Annotated in this window: 11 protein-coding genes and 1 pseudogene; 8 read left to right on the top strand and 4 right to left on the bottom strand. The window is 67.7% G+C overall.

What is annotated here, in order from left to right; translation table 11 throughout:
• Positions 1-125, top strand: a pseudogene (locus J0L98_RS09145) (biotin carboxylase N-terminal domain-containing protein); the annotation flags it as partial.
• Here J0L98_RS09145 and J0L98_RS09150 read toward each other — a convergent pair.
• The 4 genes from J0L98_RS09150 to J0L98_RS09165 are packed head-to-tail and all read right to left on the bottom strand — an operon-like array spanning position 123 to position 3,673.
• Positions 123-857, bottom strand: coding sequence for a hypothetical protein (locus J0L98_RS09150; RefSeq protein ID WP_365954517.1), 735 nt, complete (start codon positions 855-857; stop codon positions 123-125). The pseudogene J0L98_RS09145 and the gene J0L98_RS09150 sit on opposite strands and share 3 nt — an antisense overlap.
• The gene (locus J0L98_RS09155) at positions 854-1,849 is read right to left on the bottom strand and encodes a glycosyltransferase family 4 protein (RefSeq protein WP_296411407.1); all 996 of its coding nucleotides are present in this window, start codon (positions 1,847-1,849) and stop codon (positions 854-856) included. The genes J0L98_RS09150 and J0L98_RS09155 overlap by 4 nt, the downstream gene beginning before the upstream one ends.
• Positions 1,842-2,810: an NAD-dependent epimerase/dehydratase family protein gene (locus tag J0L98_RS09160; RefSeq protein ID WP_296411408.1), complete on the bottom strand. Its 969-nt coding sequence runs from the start codon at positions 2,808-2,810 to the stop codon at positions 1,842-1,844. Before J0L98_RS09160 ends, J0L98_RS09155 begins: the two co-directional genes overlap by 8 nt.
• The gene (locus J0L98_RS09165) at positions 2,807-3,673 is read right to left on the bottom strand and encodes a DNA ligase (protein ID WP_296411409.1); all 867 of its coding nucleotides are present in this window, start codon (positions 3,671-3,673) and stop codon (positions 2,807-2,809) included. The genes J0L98_RS09160 and J0L98_RS09165 overlap by 4 nt, the downstream gene beginning before the upstream one ends.
• Before the next feature lie 260 nt (positions 3,674-3,933).
• On the opposite strand from J0L98_RS09165, the gene J0L98_RS09170 reads away from it, so the two are divergent.
• The 7 genes from J0L98_RS09170 to J0L98_RS09200 all read left to right on the top strand — a co-directional run bounded on the left by J0L98_RS09170 (position 3,934) and on the right by J0L98_RS09200 (position 14,678).
• The gene (locus tag J0L98_RS09170) at positions 3,934-6,891 is read left to right on the top strand and encodes a glycosyltransferase (RefSeq protein WP_296411410.1); all 2,958 of its coding nucleotides are present in this window, start codon (positions 3,934-3,936) and stop codon (positions 6,889-6,891) included.
• Positions 6,888-8,204 (top strand): glycosyltransferase, encoded by a 1,317-nt coding sequence (locus tag J0L98_RS09175; protein ID WP_296411411.1) that lies wholly within the window; start codon positions 6,888-6,890, stop codon positions 8,202-8,204. The genes J0L98_RS09170 and J0L98_RS09175 overlap by 4 nt, the downstream gene beginning before the upstream one ends.
• Positions 8,205-8,360: 156 nt before the next feature.
• Positions 8,361-9,410 (top strand): glycosyltransferase family 2 protein, encoded by a 1,050-nt coding sequence (locus J0L98_RS09180; RefSeq protein ID WP_296411412.1) that lies wholly within the window; start codon positions 8,361-8,363, stop codon positions 9,408-9,410.
• Positions 9,407-10,393: a lysylphosphatidylglycerol synthase transmembrane domain-containing protein gene (locus J0L98_RS09185; RefSeq protein WP_296411413.1), complete on the top strand. Its 987-nt coding sequence runs from the start codon at positions 9,407-9,409 to the stop codon at positions 10,391-10,393. The genes J0L98_RS09180 and J0L98_RS09185 overlap by 4 nt, the downstream gene beginning before the upstream one ends.
• A 2-nt stretch (positions 10,394-10,395) precedes the next feature.
• Positions 10,396-11,724 (top strand): NAD(P)/FAD-dependent oxidoreductase, encoded by a 1,329-nt coding sequence (locus tag J0L98_RS09190; protein ID WP_296411414.1) that lies wholly within the window; start codon positions 10,396-10,398, stop codon positions 11,722-11,724.
• On the top strand, positions 11,724-13,301 hold the full coding sequence (locus tag J0L98_RS09195) for a hypothetical protein (RefSeq protein WP_296411415.1): 1,578 nt from the start codon (positions 11,724-11,726) through the stop codon (positions 13,299-13,301). The genes J0L98_RS09190 and J0L98_RS09195 overlap by 1 nt, the downstream gene beginning before the upstream one ends.
• Before the next feature lie 162 nt (positions 13,302-13,463).
• The gene (locus J0L98_RS09200; RefSeq protein WP_296411416.1) at positions 13,464-14,678 is read left to right on the top strand and encodes a hypothetical protein; all 1,215 of its coding nucleotides are present in this window, start codon (positions 13,464-13,466) and stop codon (positions 14,676-14,678) included.

A 14,678-nucleotide genomic window follows, 5' to 3' on the forward strand; every position in this document is an offset into this window, starting at 1 on the left:
CATGCAGGGATATGGGCATCAAAACAGTTGCCGTATATTCCGAAGCAGATAAAGAATCTCTGCACGTCAGGTTTGCTGACGAGGCGGTATGTATCGGTCCGCCGCCATCGAGAGAGAGTTATTTAAGGCTCCTCGTACGAGGGCACGGTCAGCGCCTCGAGGCCGTGCTCGGCGCACAGCTCGGCGACGCGCCGGCGCACGACGTGGTTCGCCGACGGCAGCGCGATGATCACCTTGCGTACGCCGTAGCGGCGCGCCCACGCCGGCAGCTCGGCGATCGGTCCCAGCACCGCGACGTTGCGGATGTAGCGGCGATGCTTGCGCGGATCGTCGTCGAGCAGCCCGACGACACGCCACTGGCGGCTGCGGGCGAGTTCCTTGGTGGGCCGCGCGCCCGCCTCCCCCGCGCCGGCGACCAGCACCGGCTCGCCCAGCGCCGCGAGCGGGCTGTAGAGGCGGTGCTCCTTCCAGATCCGGTAGGCGAACCGGTTGCCGGCCATCAGGAAGATGAGGACCAGCGGATAGAGGATCAGCACGCTGCGCGGCACGGACGCCTGCAGCTGCAGCATCACGATCACCAGCGGGATCAGGATCGCGCCCAGGCCCGCGGAGAGCACGATCCGCTGGAGATCGAGGATCGACGCGAAGCGCCACAGGCCCCGGTACAGGCCGAAGCCCAGGAAGATGGCCGCCTGCAGCGGCAGGATCCACGCGAGCGACGCCATCAGGTCGGCGACCTGCGGGTCGGGCACGTCGAAGTTGAACCGCAGCCCGTAGAGCAGCGACCAGGCGATGCCGGCCGCGCACACGTCGTGCGCGAACGCGAGGAGGGCTCGCCAGTTGGTCTTCACGGTCATGATGTCGGGCGACGGCCCCAATGATAATCAATCGCCGCGAACACGAGGGCGATGATCGCGCACCAGGCCCCCAGCGCCCAGGGGCCGGCCGCCGGCAGTCCGACGGCGCAGGCCACCGCCGTCGACGCGCAGCCGACCATCAGAGCCCCGTAGAGCGCCAATGTTCCCCGGTGTCCGGCGCCCAGCCGGACCAGCCGCTGGTAGTAGTGGGTGCGGTGGGCCTCCCACACCCGCTCGCCCCGCAGGGCACGGCGCAACAGGGTCACGGTGGCATCCAGAATGAAGGGGGCAAAGACCAGCAGCGGAAACCACAGGGGCCAGGCGCCGCTCTCCCGCCCGGCCAGCCCCAGGGCGCCCGCCAGAAAACCCAGGGGCACCGACCCGGCATCCCCCATGAAGATCCGCGCCGGATGGAAGTTGAATACGAGGAAACCGGCCGCCGCAGCCGCCACCCCGGCACTCACCAGGGCCAGCCCTTCCTCGCCGGCCAGGGCCGCCGCCACGGCGAAGGCTGAAAAGCCGAACAGGGCCATCCCCCCGGCCAGGCCGTCCGACCCGTCCATGAAATTGTAGAGATTACCCATCCAGACCAGCCCCACGCCAAAGGCCAGCACCTCAAGCCAAGCACCGGAAGTACCCAGCAGGGCCAGATACGCCCCCGCCACCAGTACCTGCGCGAGAAGCCGCAGCCGCGCCGACAGACCAAACCGGTCATCCGCAAGGCCCACCAGGGCCAGCCCGCCCGCACCCGCCAGGGCCGCCCCCAGGGGCAGGCCGCCCAGACCGCCAACCCCCACCAGCACGCCTCCCGCCAAGAGCCCCGCCATCACGCCCACCCCACCGGTACGGGGCGTGGGTGTGACGTGCAGGGAACGCGCATTGGGCTGATCGAGGAAATACAGCCAGGAGCCCGGCCGGCAACACACGCGGGTCACCCCCCAGGCCACCGCGAAGGCCAGCACCGGCGCCAGCAGGGCCATCAGCTCACGCATGCAGCATCTCCCGAAGGCCGGCTTCCAGCCCCATACCCGCCCGCCAGCCCAGCTCGGCCTCGATGCGCGCCGGCGAGTAGCAGGCCGACGCCAGCAGGCGGGCCAGCGCTTCGCTGTCCAGGGGCACGCGCCGCCGGACCAACCCTTCCACAAGGTCGCCACAGCGGGCCAGCCCATGCAGCACCGCCCGGGGCACGGCCCAGCCGACCTGCGGCATGCCCATGCTCCGGCGCAAGGCGTCGTACAAAGCGCGGCCCGACGGGGTCACCGGATGGGCCACGATGTAGGTTCGACCCGCTGCCCGGGCATCCGCCGCCACCAGGCGCATGGCTGCCACCAGATCACTCACATGCACGAGGGAGCGCCGGTTGCCCGTTTCCGGCAAGGGTGGAAAGAAACCACGCCGCACCAGGGCGGCCATGCGCTCGAGATTGCCGCGGCCACCGGCGCCGAACACCATGGCCGGACGCAGCACCGTGACCCGCATGCCGTAGCGCTCACCTGCGGCCAGCACCGCCGCCTCGGCCGCCCGCTTGGCACGGCCGTAGGCAGAATCGGGCGGCACCGGCCAGTCCTCGTCCACGCAGGCCTCGCCGGGCTCCCCCACCGCCTTGACGCTGGACAGAAACACGAAGCAGGCCACGCCGGCCCGGCCTGCGGCCTCGGCCAAGGCCTGGCTGCCTTCAAAATTGACCTGCCAGTGGCGCGCCTCCTCCTCCGCCCCAAGAGCACCGAAGGCATGCGCATGGCCCGCGCAGTGGAACACCGTCTCGATGCCGGAGCAGGCCAGATCGAGGGCGGCCCGGTCCGTCAGATCCGTCAGGTCGCCCTGCACCTCATCCGCCTCCGGCTGGTCGCGGGTCAACACCCGCGGGACAATGCCGTCGGCCCGCAGCGCCATGACCAAGCGCCGGCCGATGAAGCCGCGCCCGCCGGAGACGAGGATCCGATGGCTGCTCAAAAGGCCTCCCGGCGGCGCAGATAGCTGGCGAAGCGCGGCACGCCGTCCGGCGTCAGGGCGCGATACTGGTAAGTGACGAGGGCGCCCACAGGCGGCGGGTTGCGCCGCTCCGCATCGCTCAAGCCAGTGCCGAGCTCGAAGCGCAGGCCCGCGGGCGTCTCCACCTGCAGCGCCCCCAGCAGGCCGCTCAGACGCCCCTTGCCGGGCAGATGCGCGACCACCCGGGCCTCGGCATCGAGCAGCGGCTTGAGCTTGAGCAGCGCGTCGCTGCGGCCGGTCAGGTAGGGAGCGTCATCCCGGTGCAGCATCAGGCCTTCACCACCGCCCGCCACCACCTCGTCGAGGCGGGCCTGCAGGGCCGTGCGGTCCGCCACGCGAAGCTGCTCCACCATCTGCAACCAGGGCACCCCGGCCCGGGCGACGATGTCGCGCAGGCTTTCGATCCGGTCGGTAAAGGTGCCCGCCCCGTCGGGCTGCTCGAACACCATGTACTTGACCTGCCGCCAGTCGGCATCACGGGGCACCTGGCGACGCACGATGCCCGACAGCGCATCAAAACGCCCTCGGGCGATCCATAACTCCCCGTCCAAGGGCTCGGGCGGCAAACCGGCGATGAACCAGGCCGGCGCATGAACCGGCCGGCCGCTGCGAAAACGCAGGCTGCGCCCATCCCACACCGCCCGGGCGCCATCCAGCTTCTCGCTGACCCAGTAGCGACGCACATCCACGTCGCCATGCAAAACCTCGGCCAGAAGTAGCGGCGGTGGCACCGGATCGACAGCCCGCACCTGGGGAACTGCCCCAAGAAGGGCCAGCACGCAGGCACTCCGGCACAACCAGCCCCACCCGACAAAAGGACTCATCCTCACCCGCTCCATGCCAAAACACCATGCCACCCGTACCGAATGGCCTAAAAAAGACATCATCATCCCGACTCCCAGCCCTCGACATGATGCACCATCGGCTGCCCGGCCACCCATGCCGGGTACCGGCCACGCCGCAAAAGGCGGGCTGGCAACGCCCTGCAATGATAAAATCGTTGCCCTGATTCGGGGTCCGCGAGAGTGTAAGCCGACCTTTCGGCCCCCTTCCACGACCCACCCGACGACTTGCCTGGAACCCGGTGAACCTTCCTCCGATTGACGTCATCGTTCCCATCTACCGGGGTCTGGCAGAAACGCAGCGCTGCATCAACAGCGTGCTGCATGCGGGCCAGCAGACCGCCTTCGAACTGATCGCCATCAATGATGCCAGCCCCGAACCTGCGCTGACCGCATGGCTGCACGAGCTGGCCGCCGAGGGCCGCCTCACCCTGCTGGAGAACGAAGCCAACCTGGGCTTCGTGCGCACGGTGAATCGTGGCATGTCCCTACACGCCGACCGGGATGTGATCCTCCTCAATAGCGACACCGAAGTGGCCAACGACTGGCTCGACCGCCTCGCCGCCTGTGCCGCGCGCAATCCCCGGGCCGGCACCCTGACGCCCTTCTCCAACAACGCCACCATCTGCTCCTACCCCTTCGAGGGCTGGACCGGCGGCGTCCCCGGCACCCTCGGCCTGGCCGGCCTGGACAGCCTGATCGCCACTACCCTGGCCGGGCAGGTTGTCCATATCCCCACCGGGGTGGGCTTCTGCATGTACATCCGGCGCACTTGCCTGGATGAAGTCGGCCTCTTCGATGCCGAACGCTTCGGCCGCGGCTATGGCGAAGAGAACGACTTCTGCCGCCGCGCCGCCGCCCGGGGCTGGCACAACCTGCTGGTCGCCGACGTCTTCGTGTTCCACGAGGGCGGGGTGAGCTTCTCCGCAGAGCGCGCAGCCCTCCAGGACCATGCCATGAAGCAGCTCCTGGAGGCCCACCCCGACTACCTGGAGGTCGTGGGCGCCTACATCGCCCGCGACCCCGCCGCCCGCCTGCGCCGCGCCGTGGACCAGGCCCGCAGCGCCTGCGGAGGCGCCGAGGAGGCCGCCGTGCTCGGCGAACGCAGCGGCCCCAGCCCCTTGCCGACACCGGCGCCACGGCCCGCCCGCCCGGTGCAACTGCACATCAGCCATAGCTGGGGTGGTGGCACCGACCGCTGGATCCTCGACTACTGCCGCACCGACACCACCCGGCGCAACCTGCTGCTCCGCTCCCGCAGCCATCGCAACGCCGCCGGCTTCCGCCTGGAACTGGTCGAGCCGGCGGTGGATGCGCCGCCCCTGCTGGCCTGGGATCTGGCCCTGCCGATCCGCGCCTGCGCGCCATCCCACCCCGAATACGCGGCCCTGCTCGACGCCGTTCTCACCGACTTCCAGGTGGGCAGCATCCTCGTCTCGTCCCTCATCGGGCACAGTCTCGAAGCCCTCTCCAGCGGCTTGCCCACCGTGGTGGTGCTCCACGACCTGTTCCCCTTCTGTCCGGCCCTGTTCGCCTGCTTTGACGGCGCCTGCAGTGATTGCCCGCCTTCCCGGCTCACCACCTGCCTGCAGGGCAACCCGCTCAACGTCTTCTGGCACAACACCGTGGACGCCGACTGGCACCGGCTGCGCAGCGCCTACGCGGCTCTGATCGCCCGGCCCGAGGTGCAGGTGGTGGCCCCGAGCCGCAGCATCCATGACCGCTGGGCAACCCTGCAGCCCAGCCTGGCCGACAAGGCGTGGACGCGCATCGAGCATGGCATCGCCCTCCCGGCCGCCACCTCCCCCGGCGCCCCCAACCCCACGGGGCGCCGCCCCCGCCTCCTGGTGCCTGGCCGGCTGGCGCCCCACAAGGGCCTCAATCTGTTGCGCCAGGCCCTGCCGGCCCTGTGCCGGGACGCCGACATCCTGCTCCTGGGCAGCGGCGACTTCGGTCGCGCCTTCAAGGGCATTACGGGTATCGAGGTCATCGAACACTACGAGCACACCGAACTCCCGCGTATCGTCCGCGACTTCGCCCCCGACCTGGCCCTGCTCGTCTCGGTACTGCCGGAGTCCTTCAGCTACACCCTGAGCGAGATGTTCGCCCTCGGCGTTCCGGTGGCCGCAACACGCATCGGCGCCTTTGCCGAGCGCATCGACAACGGCCTCACCGGCCTTCTCTTCGCCCCCGATGCCGACGCCCTGGTCCGTACCGTTAGCGACTGCCTTACCGGCGCCGGGCAACTCGAGGCCCTGCGCCGGAACCTGGCGGCCCGCCCGATACGCGGGCTCGACGACATGGTGGCCGACTACAACGCCCTGCTCCCGCCCCCCGGCACCGGGCCTGAAGCAAGCACGGCCGGGCGGCGCCTGGACGCCCTCCACCGGCGGGCGATCGAAGACGCCCGCCTTCACCAGGAAGCCAGCGCCGTGCGCGATACCGTGCGGCACCAGGCCGCCGCCCTGAGTGCCCGGGATGAGCGGATCACTCACTTGGAAGCGCAGGTCCACCATCTGGATACCCGCCTGCGCGAGCTCCACGCCTCCCGCTCCTGGCGACTCTCCGCCCCCTTGCGCGTCCTTGGCCGCGGCGCCCGCCGCTTCGCCGGGCCAGCGCTGCCGGAGCCTGCTGTCGCCCCCGCGCCCCAAACCATGGCCGCGGCCCCCCACCCGCTGCCCGTGCTCGACGCCGCCGCCCGGCGCGAGGTGCGCGGGCGGGTGCGCCACTGGTTCGGCATTCCCGACCAGGGGCGGATCCTGCTGTCCCTCGGCGCGCCGGCCGACAGCGCCACGGCCCAGCGCTATCTGGCCCTCGTCCAACCCCTCACCGCCGCCCGCAACGACCTCTGCGCCATCATCGCCGGCGTCACCCCGGACGCACCGTGCTGGCACGACTGCCGCGAAGACATGGCCACCCTGGTCGCCACCCGGCAACTCTTCCTGGCCGAGTCCCTCTACGACCGGGACGCCTTCCTGCTCGCTGCCGACGCCTTTCTGGCCCTCGACGCTGCCAGCCTGGAGCGGGACGGCGCCAACGCCCTTGAAGCCGGCCTCCTCATCCTGCGCCCGGCCGGCTGCACCACGCCGGGCTGGCAGCCCGAAGCACCCAGCCAAGTCATCGACGCCCCGTCTGCTGAAGCAGCCCGCCTCGCCCTGCAGACATGGCTCGACGGTCATCGCCAGGACCCAGCACCATGACCACCCCCAAGCTCAGCGTGATCGTTCCGGCCTTCAACCACGAGGCCTACATCGTCGCTGCCCTGCACAGCGTCCTGAGCCAGACCCTTGGCGACCTGGAGCTGATCGTCATCGACGACGCCTCGCGGGACGGCACCTGGGACGCCATCCAGTCGATCCGCGACCCACGCCTGCGCGCCTTGCGCCACGAACACAACCGGGGCGCCCACGCCACCCTCAACGAAGGCCTGAGCCTGGCCCACGGCGACTACCTGGCCATCCTCAACTCCGACGACGCCTTCCACCCAGAACGGCTCGAACGGCTGGTAAACGCCCTCGGCAACACCCCACGCCTGGCCTTCAGCGACGTGGCCTTCATCGACGGCCATGGCCAGCCGGCCCCCGACCATGAACGGGCCCGGGACTACGCCGCCGCCCGCACCCTGTGCGCAGCCCAGCCCCCCGCCAGTTGGCTGCTCACCAGCAACCTGGCCATCACCACCTCCAACTTCGTCTTTCCACGGGCACTGCTCCGGCAGGTCGGCGACTTCTCGGACCTGCGCTACACCCACGACTGGGAGTGGGCCCTGCGGGCCAGCGCCGGTGAGCCCCCCGTGTGGCTGCGCGAGCCCCTGATGTGCTACCGCGTGCACCCCACCAACACCCTGGCCGAAGACGACGTGTGGCGGCACGTCCACGAAAACGCCTACATCCAGACCCTGGCACTGGCTGGCAAACTGAACGGCCTCGGCGCCACCGGCGCCTGCACCGCCCTGCTCCACAACACCAGCCTCGCCCCCCTTGCGACCCTGTGCTTCAGCATCGCCGCCCGCAGCCTGGCCGATGACGCCGCCCTGCGCACACTCACCCGTCCGGGGCCCGATGGCTGGTTCCTCCGCGGCCTGGCCCAGGCCACCGGCCTGGACGAACGGATCTTCCTGTCGGCACGGCATCTGTCAGAACAACAGGTTGCCCTCGAAACCCAGGCGGCCCTCATTGAGGAACGCTGGGCAACCATCCAGCAGATGAGCTCGACGATCGCCGAGCGCGACACCGCCCTCCAGGCTCAGGCCGAACTGATAGAAGAGCGCGCCCGGGCCATCGCCCACATGAGCGCCGAGATCGCCCACCGGGACGAAGCCATCGCCGCCCAGGCACAACTTCTGGAAGAGCGCTTCGCTGCAATGGAGGCGATGGGACGGGAGATCCATGGGCGCGAGCGGATCATTGCAGAACTGGGTGCCGAGACAGTCCGACAGAGAACCGAAATTGCCCGACTGATGAATACTCCCTGGAACCGCTTACGGCGCTTACTTGGAGGACAAAGGGGCTGACACGCTTGAGAGGCGGATGCTGCAGTGCAAGACAAGTCCGTCAATCAGCGATAGGATGCAGGCATCTTCCTGACAACATGTCGGACACGTCGGCAGCCTGCCCTGATTCGCCTTCCCGATCATGGAATACCGCTTTCACGTTCCAGCATCCATGCAATGATGAGCCGCCACCCTGATCTGGCAGACGGCAGCGCACCTTCCGCCCTCAACCATGACAGCCGACGCGCACCCGCGCTGCTCTCGGTGATCATCCCCTGCTTCAACGAAGAGGAGGTCATCGGCGAGACCATCAAGCGCCTGCGCAGCTTCTGCGCCAGCCTGACCGATCTGGATGTGGAACTGATCTTCGTGGACGACGGCAGCCGTGACCGTACCCGCATCCTGCTCAAGGGCTTTGCCACGGAAGACGCCCGCATCAAGCTGATCTGCTTTGCCCGGAATTTTGGCCACCAGATTGCGGTGAGCGCCGGCATCGATGCCGCCCGCGGCGACGCGGTAGTCCTCATCGATGCCGATCTCCAGGATCCACCCGAGGTGATCCTGGAAATGGTGGAAAAGTGGCGCGAAGGCTACGACGTGGTCTATGGCACACGCACCGAGCGGCCGGGGGAGTCCCGTTTCAAACTGGCCACGGCACGCGGCTTCTACCGGCTCCTGAACCGTCTTTCGGAAGTGCCCATTCCGCTGGACACGGGGGATTTCAGACTCATGAGCCGGGATGTGGTGAGCACGCTGAAGGCAATGCCGGAGCGGGATCGCTTTGTGCGCGGCATGGTCAGCTGGGTGGGCTTCAACCAGATCGCCCTGCCCTACCGACGTGCCGAGCGCTTTGCCGGCGAGAGCAAATACCCCCTGCGCAAGATGATCCGTTTTGCCACCGACGGAATCCTGTCCTTTTCCAGCAAACCCCTGCAGATATCCGTGGCCATGGGCATGACCAGTGCGACGATGGCGATCCTGGGCATTTTCTATGCCTTGGCAATGCGCCTGTTCACCGACATCTGGGTCGAAGGCTGGACCGCGCTGATGATCGCGGTGCTCTTCCTCGGCGGTGTCCAGCTCATCAGCGTGGGCATCCTCGGCGAGTACATCGGGCGGATCTACAACGAGATCAAGGGCCGGCCCCTCTACGTAGTCAAGGAGTACGTGGGTTTCAAGGCAGAGGGCCCGGCCACCTCCCGCAGCCCCGTGGTAAAAAGCCTGTGAACGCGAGGAAAGCCCTCAAACTGATTTTCGGTGTCAGCCTGGCAGGCTTCTTTCTCTGGCTGGTCGTGCGTCAGATCAGCCTGACCGAGCTTCAACAATCGTTCGCCAGCGCCCACGCGGGCTGGATCGCCATGGCCCTGCTGGCCTTCCTGGCCGGCTACGCCTGCCGGATCGAGCGCTGGCGCCTGATGCTCGTGCGCTCCAATCCCGAACTGGGCTGGCGCCAATGCGCCGGCCCGCTGCTGGCCAGCGTGGCCGCCAACAACGTGCTGCCTTTCCGGGCCGGTGACCTGATCCGGGCCTTTGGTTTCAACCGGCGTCTCAAGATCAGCGCCAACACGGCCATCATCACCCTGTTTGCCGAACGCCTTCTCGACCTGCTGATGGTGCTGCTGTTCCTGGGGCTGGCGCTGGGGCATTTCGGCGCCGACATCAACCGCCTCGCCGGCATCGGCGGCCTGGCGCCGATGGCCGCCGCGGCGGTCATCCTGGCCATCCTGTTGTTCCCTCGGGTGTTTGCGGCGCCGGGGCGCGCTCTGGCCCAGGCCGTCATGCGCGTCGCTCCGACGCTCGGGCGGAAAATTCTCGACGAAGTGGACAAGGGTCTGAATACCCTTGAGCTGTTTTCAGCGGGCCACACGATGATCCGGCTGATCCTGTGGTCCTTCCTCGCCTGGCTGGCCGAAGGCGCGGTGTTCTGGTTTGCAGCCCTTGCCCTGCCCGCCCTCGGCGCGCCACTTGCGGGCTGGCTGGCCCTGCCAATCGGCACCCTGGCCACGCTGATCCCCAGTACGCCCGGCTACATCGGCACCTTCGACTACTTCACCGCCCGCGCCATGACCGAGCTTGGCAACGATGCGGGGGCGGCCACCGCCTTCGCGCTCCTGGTGCACATCCTGCTGTGGCTCCCACCCACCGTGATCGGTGGCATCTACCTTCTCCTGAATCCCACCCGAACCTCGCAAGAAGCCAAGGCATCCTGACCATGACCCTCAACCACACCAGCCGGGCAACCATTGTCGGTGGCGGCTTCACCGGCCTGACTGCCGCCTACGAACTCGCCTCCCGTGGCATTCCGGTCACGGTGCTCGAAGCGGAAAGCGAGATTGGCGGGCTGGCAGCGGCATTCGATGTGGGTGGCGAGAAGCTCGACCGCTTTTACCACCACTGGTTCACCAATGACCTGGAGGTCATGCAACTGATCAGTGAGCTGGGTCTCGACAGTCGGGTCGAGATCAACCCGACCAATACCGGCGTGTATTACGCCAACAACTTCTTCAAGCTGTCCACGCCCTGGGATCTGCTCAACTTCACCCCCCTGGGGTTCGCCGACCGCATCCGCCTGGGCCTGCTGGCCCTGCGTGCCCGCCGGGTGGACGACTGGATGAGCCTCGAGAGCCGGACGGCCCACGACTGGCTGCGGCAGCTTGGGGGCGACAAGGTCTACCAGGTCGTCTGGCAACCCCTGCTCAAGGGCAAGTTCGGCCCCTATGCCGAAGACATCTCCGCGGTCTGGTTCTGGAACAAGCTCAAGCTGCGGGGCGGCAGCCGTGGCAAAGGTGGCGAGGAACGTCTCGCCTACTTCAAGGGTGGCTTCGTGGCCCTGGCCGAAAAACTCGCCGAGCGCATTCGCGAACTCGGCGGGCGGATCGAACTCAACGCCCCGGTGTCGGCCATTGCCCACCGGGACGGGGCCTGGCATGTGACCACGCCCCGCGGCGTGGTGCGCTCGGAACGTGTCATCGCCACCACGGCGCTGCCGCTTCTGGCGGACATGGTCCGGGCCTGGGCGAGCCCCGACTACATCCGGAGCCTGGAGCAGATCCAGTACATCGGCAACGTCTGCCTGGTCCTGGAGCTGGATCGCTCCCTCTCCAAGACCTACTGGCTGAACGTCAACGACCCAAGCTTTCCTTTTGTCGGCGTGATCGAGCACACCAACTTCGAACGCCCGGAAACCTACGGCGGCAAGCACATCGTCTATCTGTCCAAGTACCTGCCCCACACCGACGCCCTGTACGCGATGGACGCGGATGCCTTCCTGGACTATGCCCTGCCCTTCCTGAAAACCATGTTCCCCGCCCTGGAGCGCTCCTGGATCCAGGCCCATCACCTGTGGCGCGCCCGCTGGTCACAACCGGTTGTCGCCAGGCACTACAGCAAGCTCATCCCCGCGGAAGACGGCCCGGTGGAAGGGCTGCATGTATGCTCCATGGCCCAGATCTATCCGGAAGACCGGGGCACCAACTACGCCATCCGTGAAGGGCGACGCATCGGCAAGCGCCTTGCCGGCCTCTTGGAGGAGAAGGCCTGATGTCTCCGGATGGGTGGCCGGCACCCGGGCGTCTGGGCGAGACCCTGCTCGCCTTCGTGCTCAGCCTGGGGCTCTACTTGCTCATCATGACTTCGATCCACATGGCTGCGCTAGGGGTCGCTCAGGCGGAATACACGCAGGGATCGATGCCGGCACGAGATGTAGTCCAGGGCAAGCTCATCCAGCGCAGCTATGGGGACATCCACGTCCGCATCGAGAAACACCGAGGTGGCCCCAAGCCCATTTTCAAGAGTATCGGCTGGCTGGCCCTTTTCATTGCTTCCGTCATTGCCGTTCGCAGGTCCCCTTCCCTGCAGGCGGTCCACGGCACACTCCGCCACGGTCTGCGCCGGATCCACCCGCTCGAACTGATCGGCTTTGCCGCGGCGGCACTGCTGATCTATTACAAGCCGGGGATCATCGACATGCGCCCCCTCGGTGAGGTGATAGGCGGTATCCGGGAAGGCATCAACTTCTATACCGTCAGCACCCTCCAGGGGCAGGGCGGCAGCCTTCCGATCTTCCCCTACAACCCGCCAGCTTACTTCCTGATGGGCGTGCTTTCCGAAGCCCACGGGGTGCTCACCTCCCTTGGCCTCCCTCCGCCCCAGCCCCACGCCCTGCTGCAGCTACTGCTCTTCGTCACCTATGCCGGGCTCGCCGCCCGCCTCGCGACCATCGCCAGCGAGCTGGGCCTACCCCTGCTGCGTGGTCGCAGGCTGTACTACTTCATCCTGCTCAATCCCCTGGGCCTCTACTACACGGTCTTCCTGGGGCAGATCGACCTGATCGCCATCGCCTTGCTGATCTCCGGACTCTACCGGCTCCACGCTCGAAGGGCGACGGGATCGGCCTTCCTGTTGCTGCTGGCCGGGCTGACCTTTGCCAAACCCCAGCATCTGCTGGCATTGCCCGCGCTGTTCCTGCTCGGGATCGGGCTGAGCGACCCCAAGGAGGCCCGGCGGCATCACCTCTTCGTCCTCGCCCTCGCCCTCGCCTGCGGCCTGACCTACCTGGCCTTCAGTCTGGCGCCCGGCTTCTACACCGCCCTTGGCACAAACCCCCAGACGCCGCGTCTGGCCTGGTCCACCTGGTGGACCATGCTGTCCGACAGCATCGTCATCAACCGCCCGGTCGGCTACGCCCTGATCTCATCCCTGCTGCTCATACATCTGATGCCCGAGCGCGTTCCCAGCCGGCACCAGCTCATCGCCGTCGGTGCCCTGGGCATCGCCTTCACCGTGGCCGCGTTCCAGGCGTCCTTTGCCCACACCTTCGGGCTTGCCATTTTCTTGTATCCCGCGGTGATCATTCTCTGTGCAAGCACCCGGAGCCTGCTCAAAGCCAGCTTGCTCAGCATCGCATCCTGGGGTCTGGTCGCCGCCTGGGGGACTGGCGTGGTCGACGATTTCACGGCGGCCTTCGGGCTGAAGGCCCTGGCTTCCCTGCCCGACAGCGTGCTTGCCGACATCCGCTACCCCTCCCTCGTCCAGACCATCGAAACATCCCTCCATCTTGCCTTCGCAGTGCTCTTCATCGTCCAGCTCGCCCGCCCGCCGGCATCCTCCAGGCCCTGAATCAGAATACCGCCGCAGGCCTCCCGATCTGGTGCATGGGAGACTGACATCCCCCACGGGGGGCATGCGATAATCGCGGCCCATACGCACCGGGCCGGTGCATCGCATCCTTGCCGGCTCCGTCGCCTCGAACAATCACGACACGCCACACCGCACACCCTCATGGCCACTATCGCCTGGCTCATCCCGAGGCTGATCGAAGGTTCGGGCGGGCATCGGACGATGCTCGAACACGCCCTCGCCCTCGAACGGCACGGACACCGCTGCCACCTCTACCTCGAAGGCACCCACACCGACCCGGATAAGGGCAGCCAGCTGATCGAACAGATCTTCGGCTACACCTTCGAGCGGGTGAGCTTCGGCTGGGACGCCATCGAGCCCGCCGACGCGGCCATCGCCACGATCTGGTACTCCGCCGCCTTCGTGCGCGACCTGCCCTTCCCGTGCCGCAAGCTGTACTTCGTCCAGGATTACGAAGCCTGCTTCAACCCCATGGGCGACGCCTTCCTGATGGCGGAGAACTCCTACCGCTACGGGCTCACGCCGGTCACCATCGGGCGCTGGCTGCGTCATGAGCTGGGCGAGCGCTTCGGCGTGCCGGCCTACCACTTCGACTTCGGCGCCAATCTGGACATCTACCGGCCCCTGCCCGACGTGCAGAAGGAGCTGGCCGTGTGCTTCATCCACCAGCCCGACAAGCCGCGCCGCTGCAGCCGGCTGGGCCTGGAGGCGCTGGGCATCGTCAAGCACCGCATGCCCGAGGTGAAGATCTACCTGTACGGCTCGCCGGCCCGGGACAAGGGCGCGATCTGGTTCGAGCACGAACACCTGGGCCTGCTCAAGCTGCAGGACTGCAACGCCCTCTACAACCGCAGCGCAGTAGGCCTGTGCCTGAGTGCCTCCAACCCCTCGCGGATCCCCTTCGAGATGATGGCTGCCGGCCTGCCGGTGGTGGAGATGTGGCGCGAGAACACCCTCTACGACTTTCCTCCGGAAGCCGTGACCCTGGCCAACCAGACCCCCGAGTGCATCGCCGAGAGCATCCTGCGCCTGCTCGACCAGCCCGCCACCCGCACCGCCATGAGCCAGGCCGGCACCCGCTTCATGGCCGACCGCCCCCTGAGCGTGGAGACCGACCAGTTCCGCGATGCCGTCGAGCGGGTGCTGAAGGGCCACACGCCCGACCCGGCCGGCATTGAACGCCTGTACACCGCCGCCGCGGAGACCTCGCAGCACTACGTGGGCACCCTGCCGGCCAGCATCCAGAAGCGCCTGTCGTCACCGCCCAACGCCTACGTCAACGCCCTGCCGCCGCGCCTGCGCCGCTTTGTCGGCTGGGGTGCCCGGGTGGCGCGACGGATGCTCGAGAACCGATAA

It is taken from the genome of Zoogloea sp. (assembly GCF_017302315.1).
GTDB lineage: Bacteria > Pseudomonadota > Gammaproteobacteria > Burkholderiales > Rhodocyclaceae > Zoogloea.

What these genes read in the sequence shown, in the direction of transcription:
- J0L98_RS09180 (WP_296411412.1), top strand. Translation starts at nt 8,361, where the DNA reads ATGATGAGCCGCCACCCTGATCTGGCAGACGGCAGCGCACCTTCCGCC.
- J0L98_RS09200 (WP_296411416.1), top strand. Translation starts at nt 13,464, where the DNA reads ATGGCCACTATCGCCTGGCTCATCCCGAGGCTGATCGAAGGTTCGGGC.
- J0L98_RS09190 (WP_296411414.1), top strand. Translation starts at nt 10,396, where the DNA reads ATGACCCTCAACCACACCAGCCGGGCAACCATTGTCGGTGGCGGCTTC.
- J0L98_RS09150 (WP_365954517.1), bottom strand. Translation starts at nt 857, where the DNA reads ATGACCGTGAAGACCAACTGGCGAGCCCTCCTCGCGTTCGCGCACGAC.
- J0L98_RS09155 (WP_296411407.1), bottom strand. Translation starts at nt 1,849, where the DNA reads ATGCGTGAGCTGATGGCCCTGCTGGCGCCGGTGCTGGCCTTCGCGGTG.
- J0L98_RS09195 (WP_296411415.1), top strand. Translation starts at nt 11,724, where the DNA reads ATGTCTCCGGATGGGTGGCCGGCACCCGGGCGTCTGGGCGAGACCCTG.
- J0L98_RS09175 (WP_296411411.1), top strand. Translation starts at nt 6,888, where the DNA reads ATGACCACCCCCAAGCTCAGCGTGATCGTTCCGGCCTTCAACCACGAG.
- J0L98_RS09165 (WP_296411409.1), bottom strand. Translation starts at nt 3,673, where the DNA reads ATGAGTCCTTTTGTCGGGTGGGGCTGGTTGTGCCGGAGTGCCTGCGTG.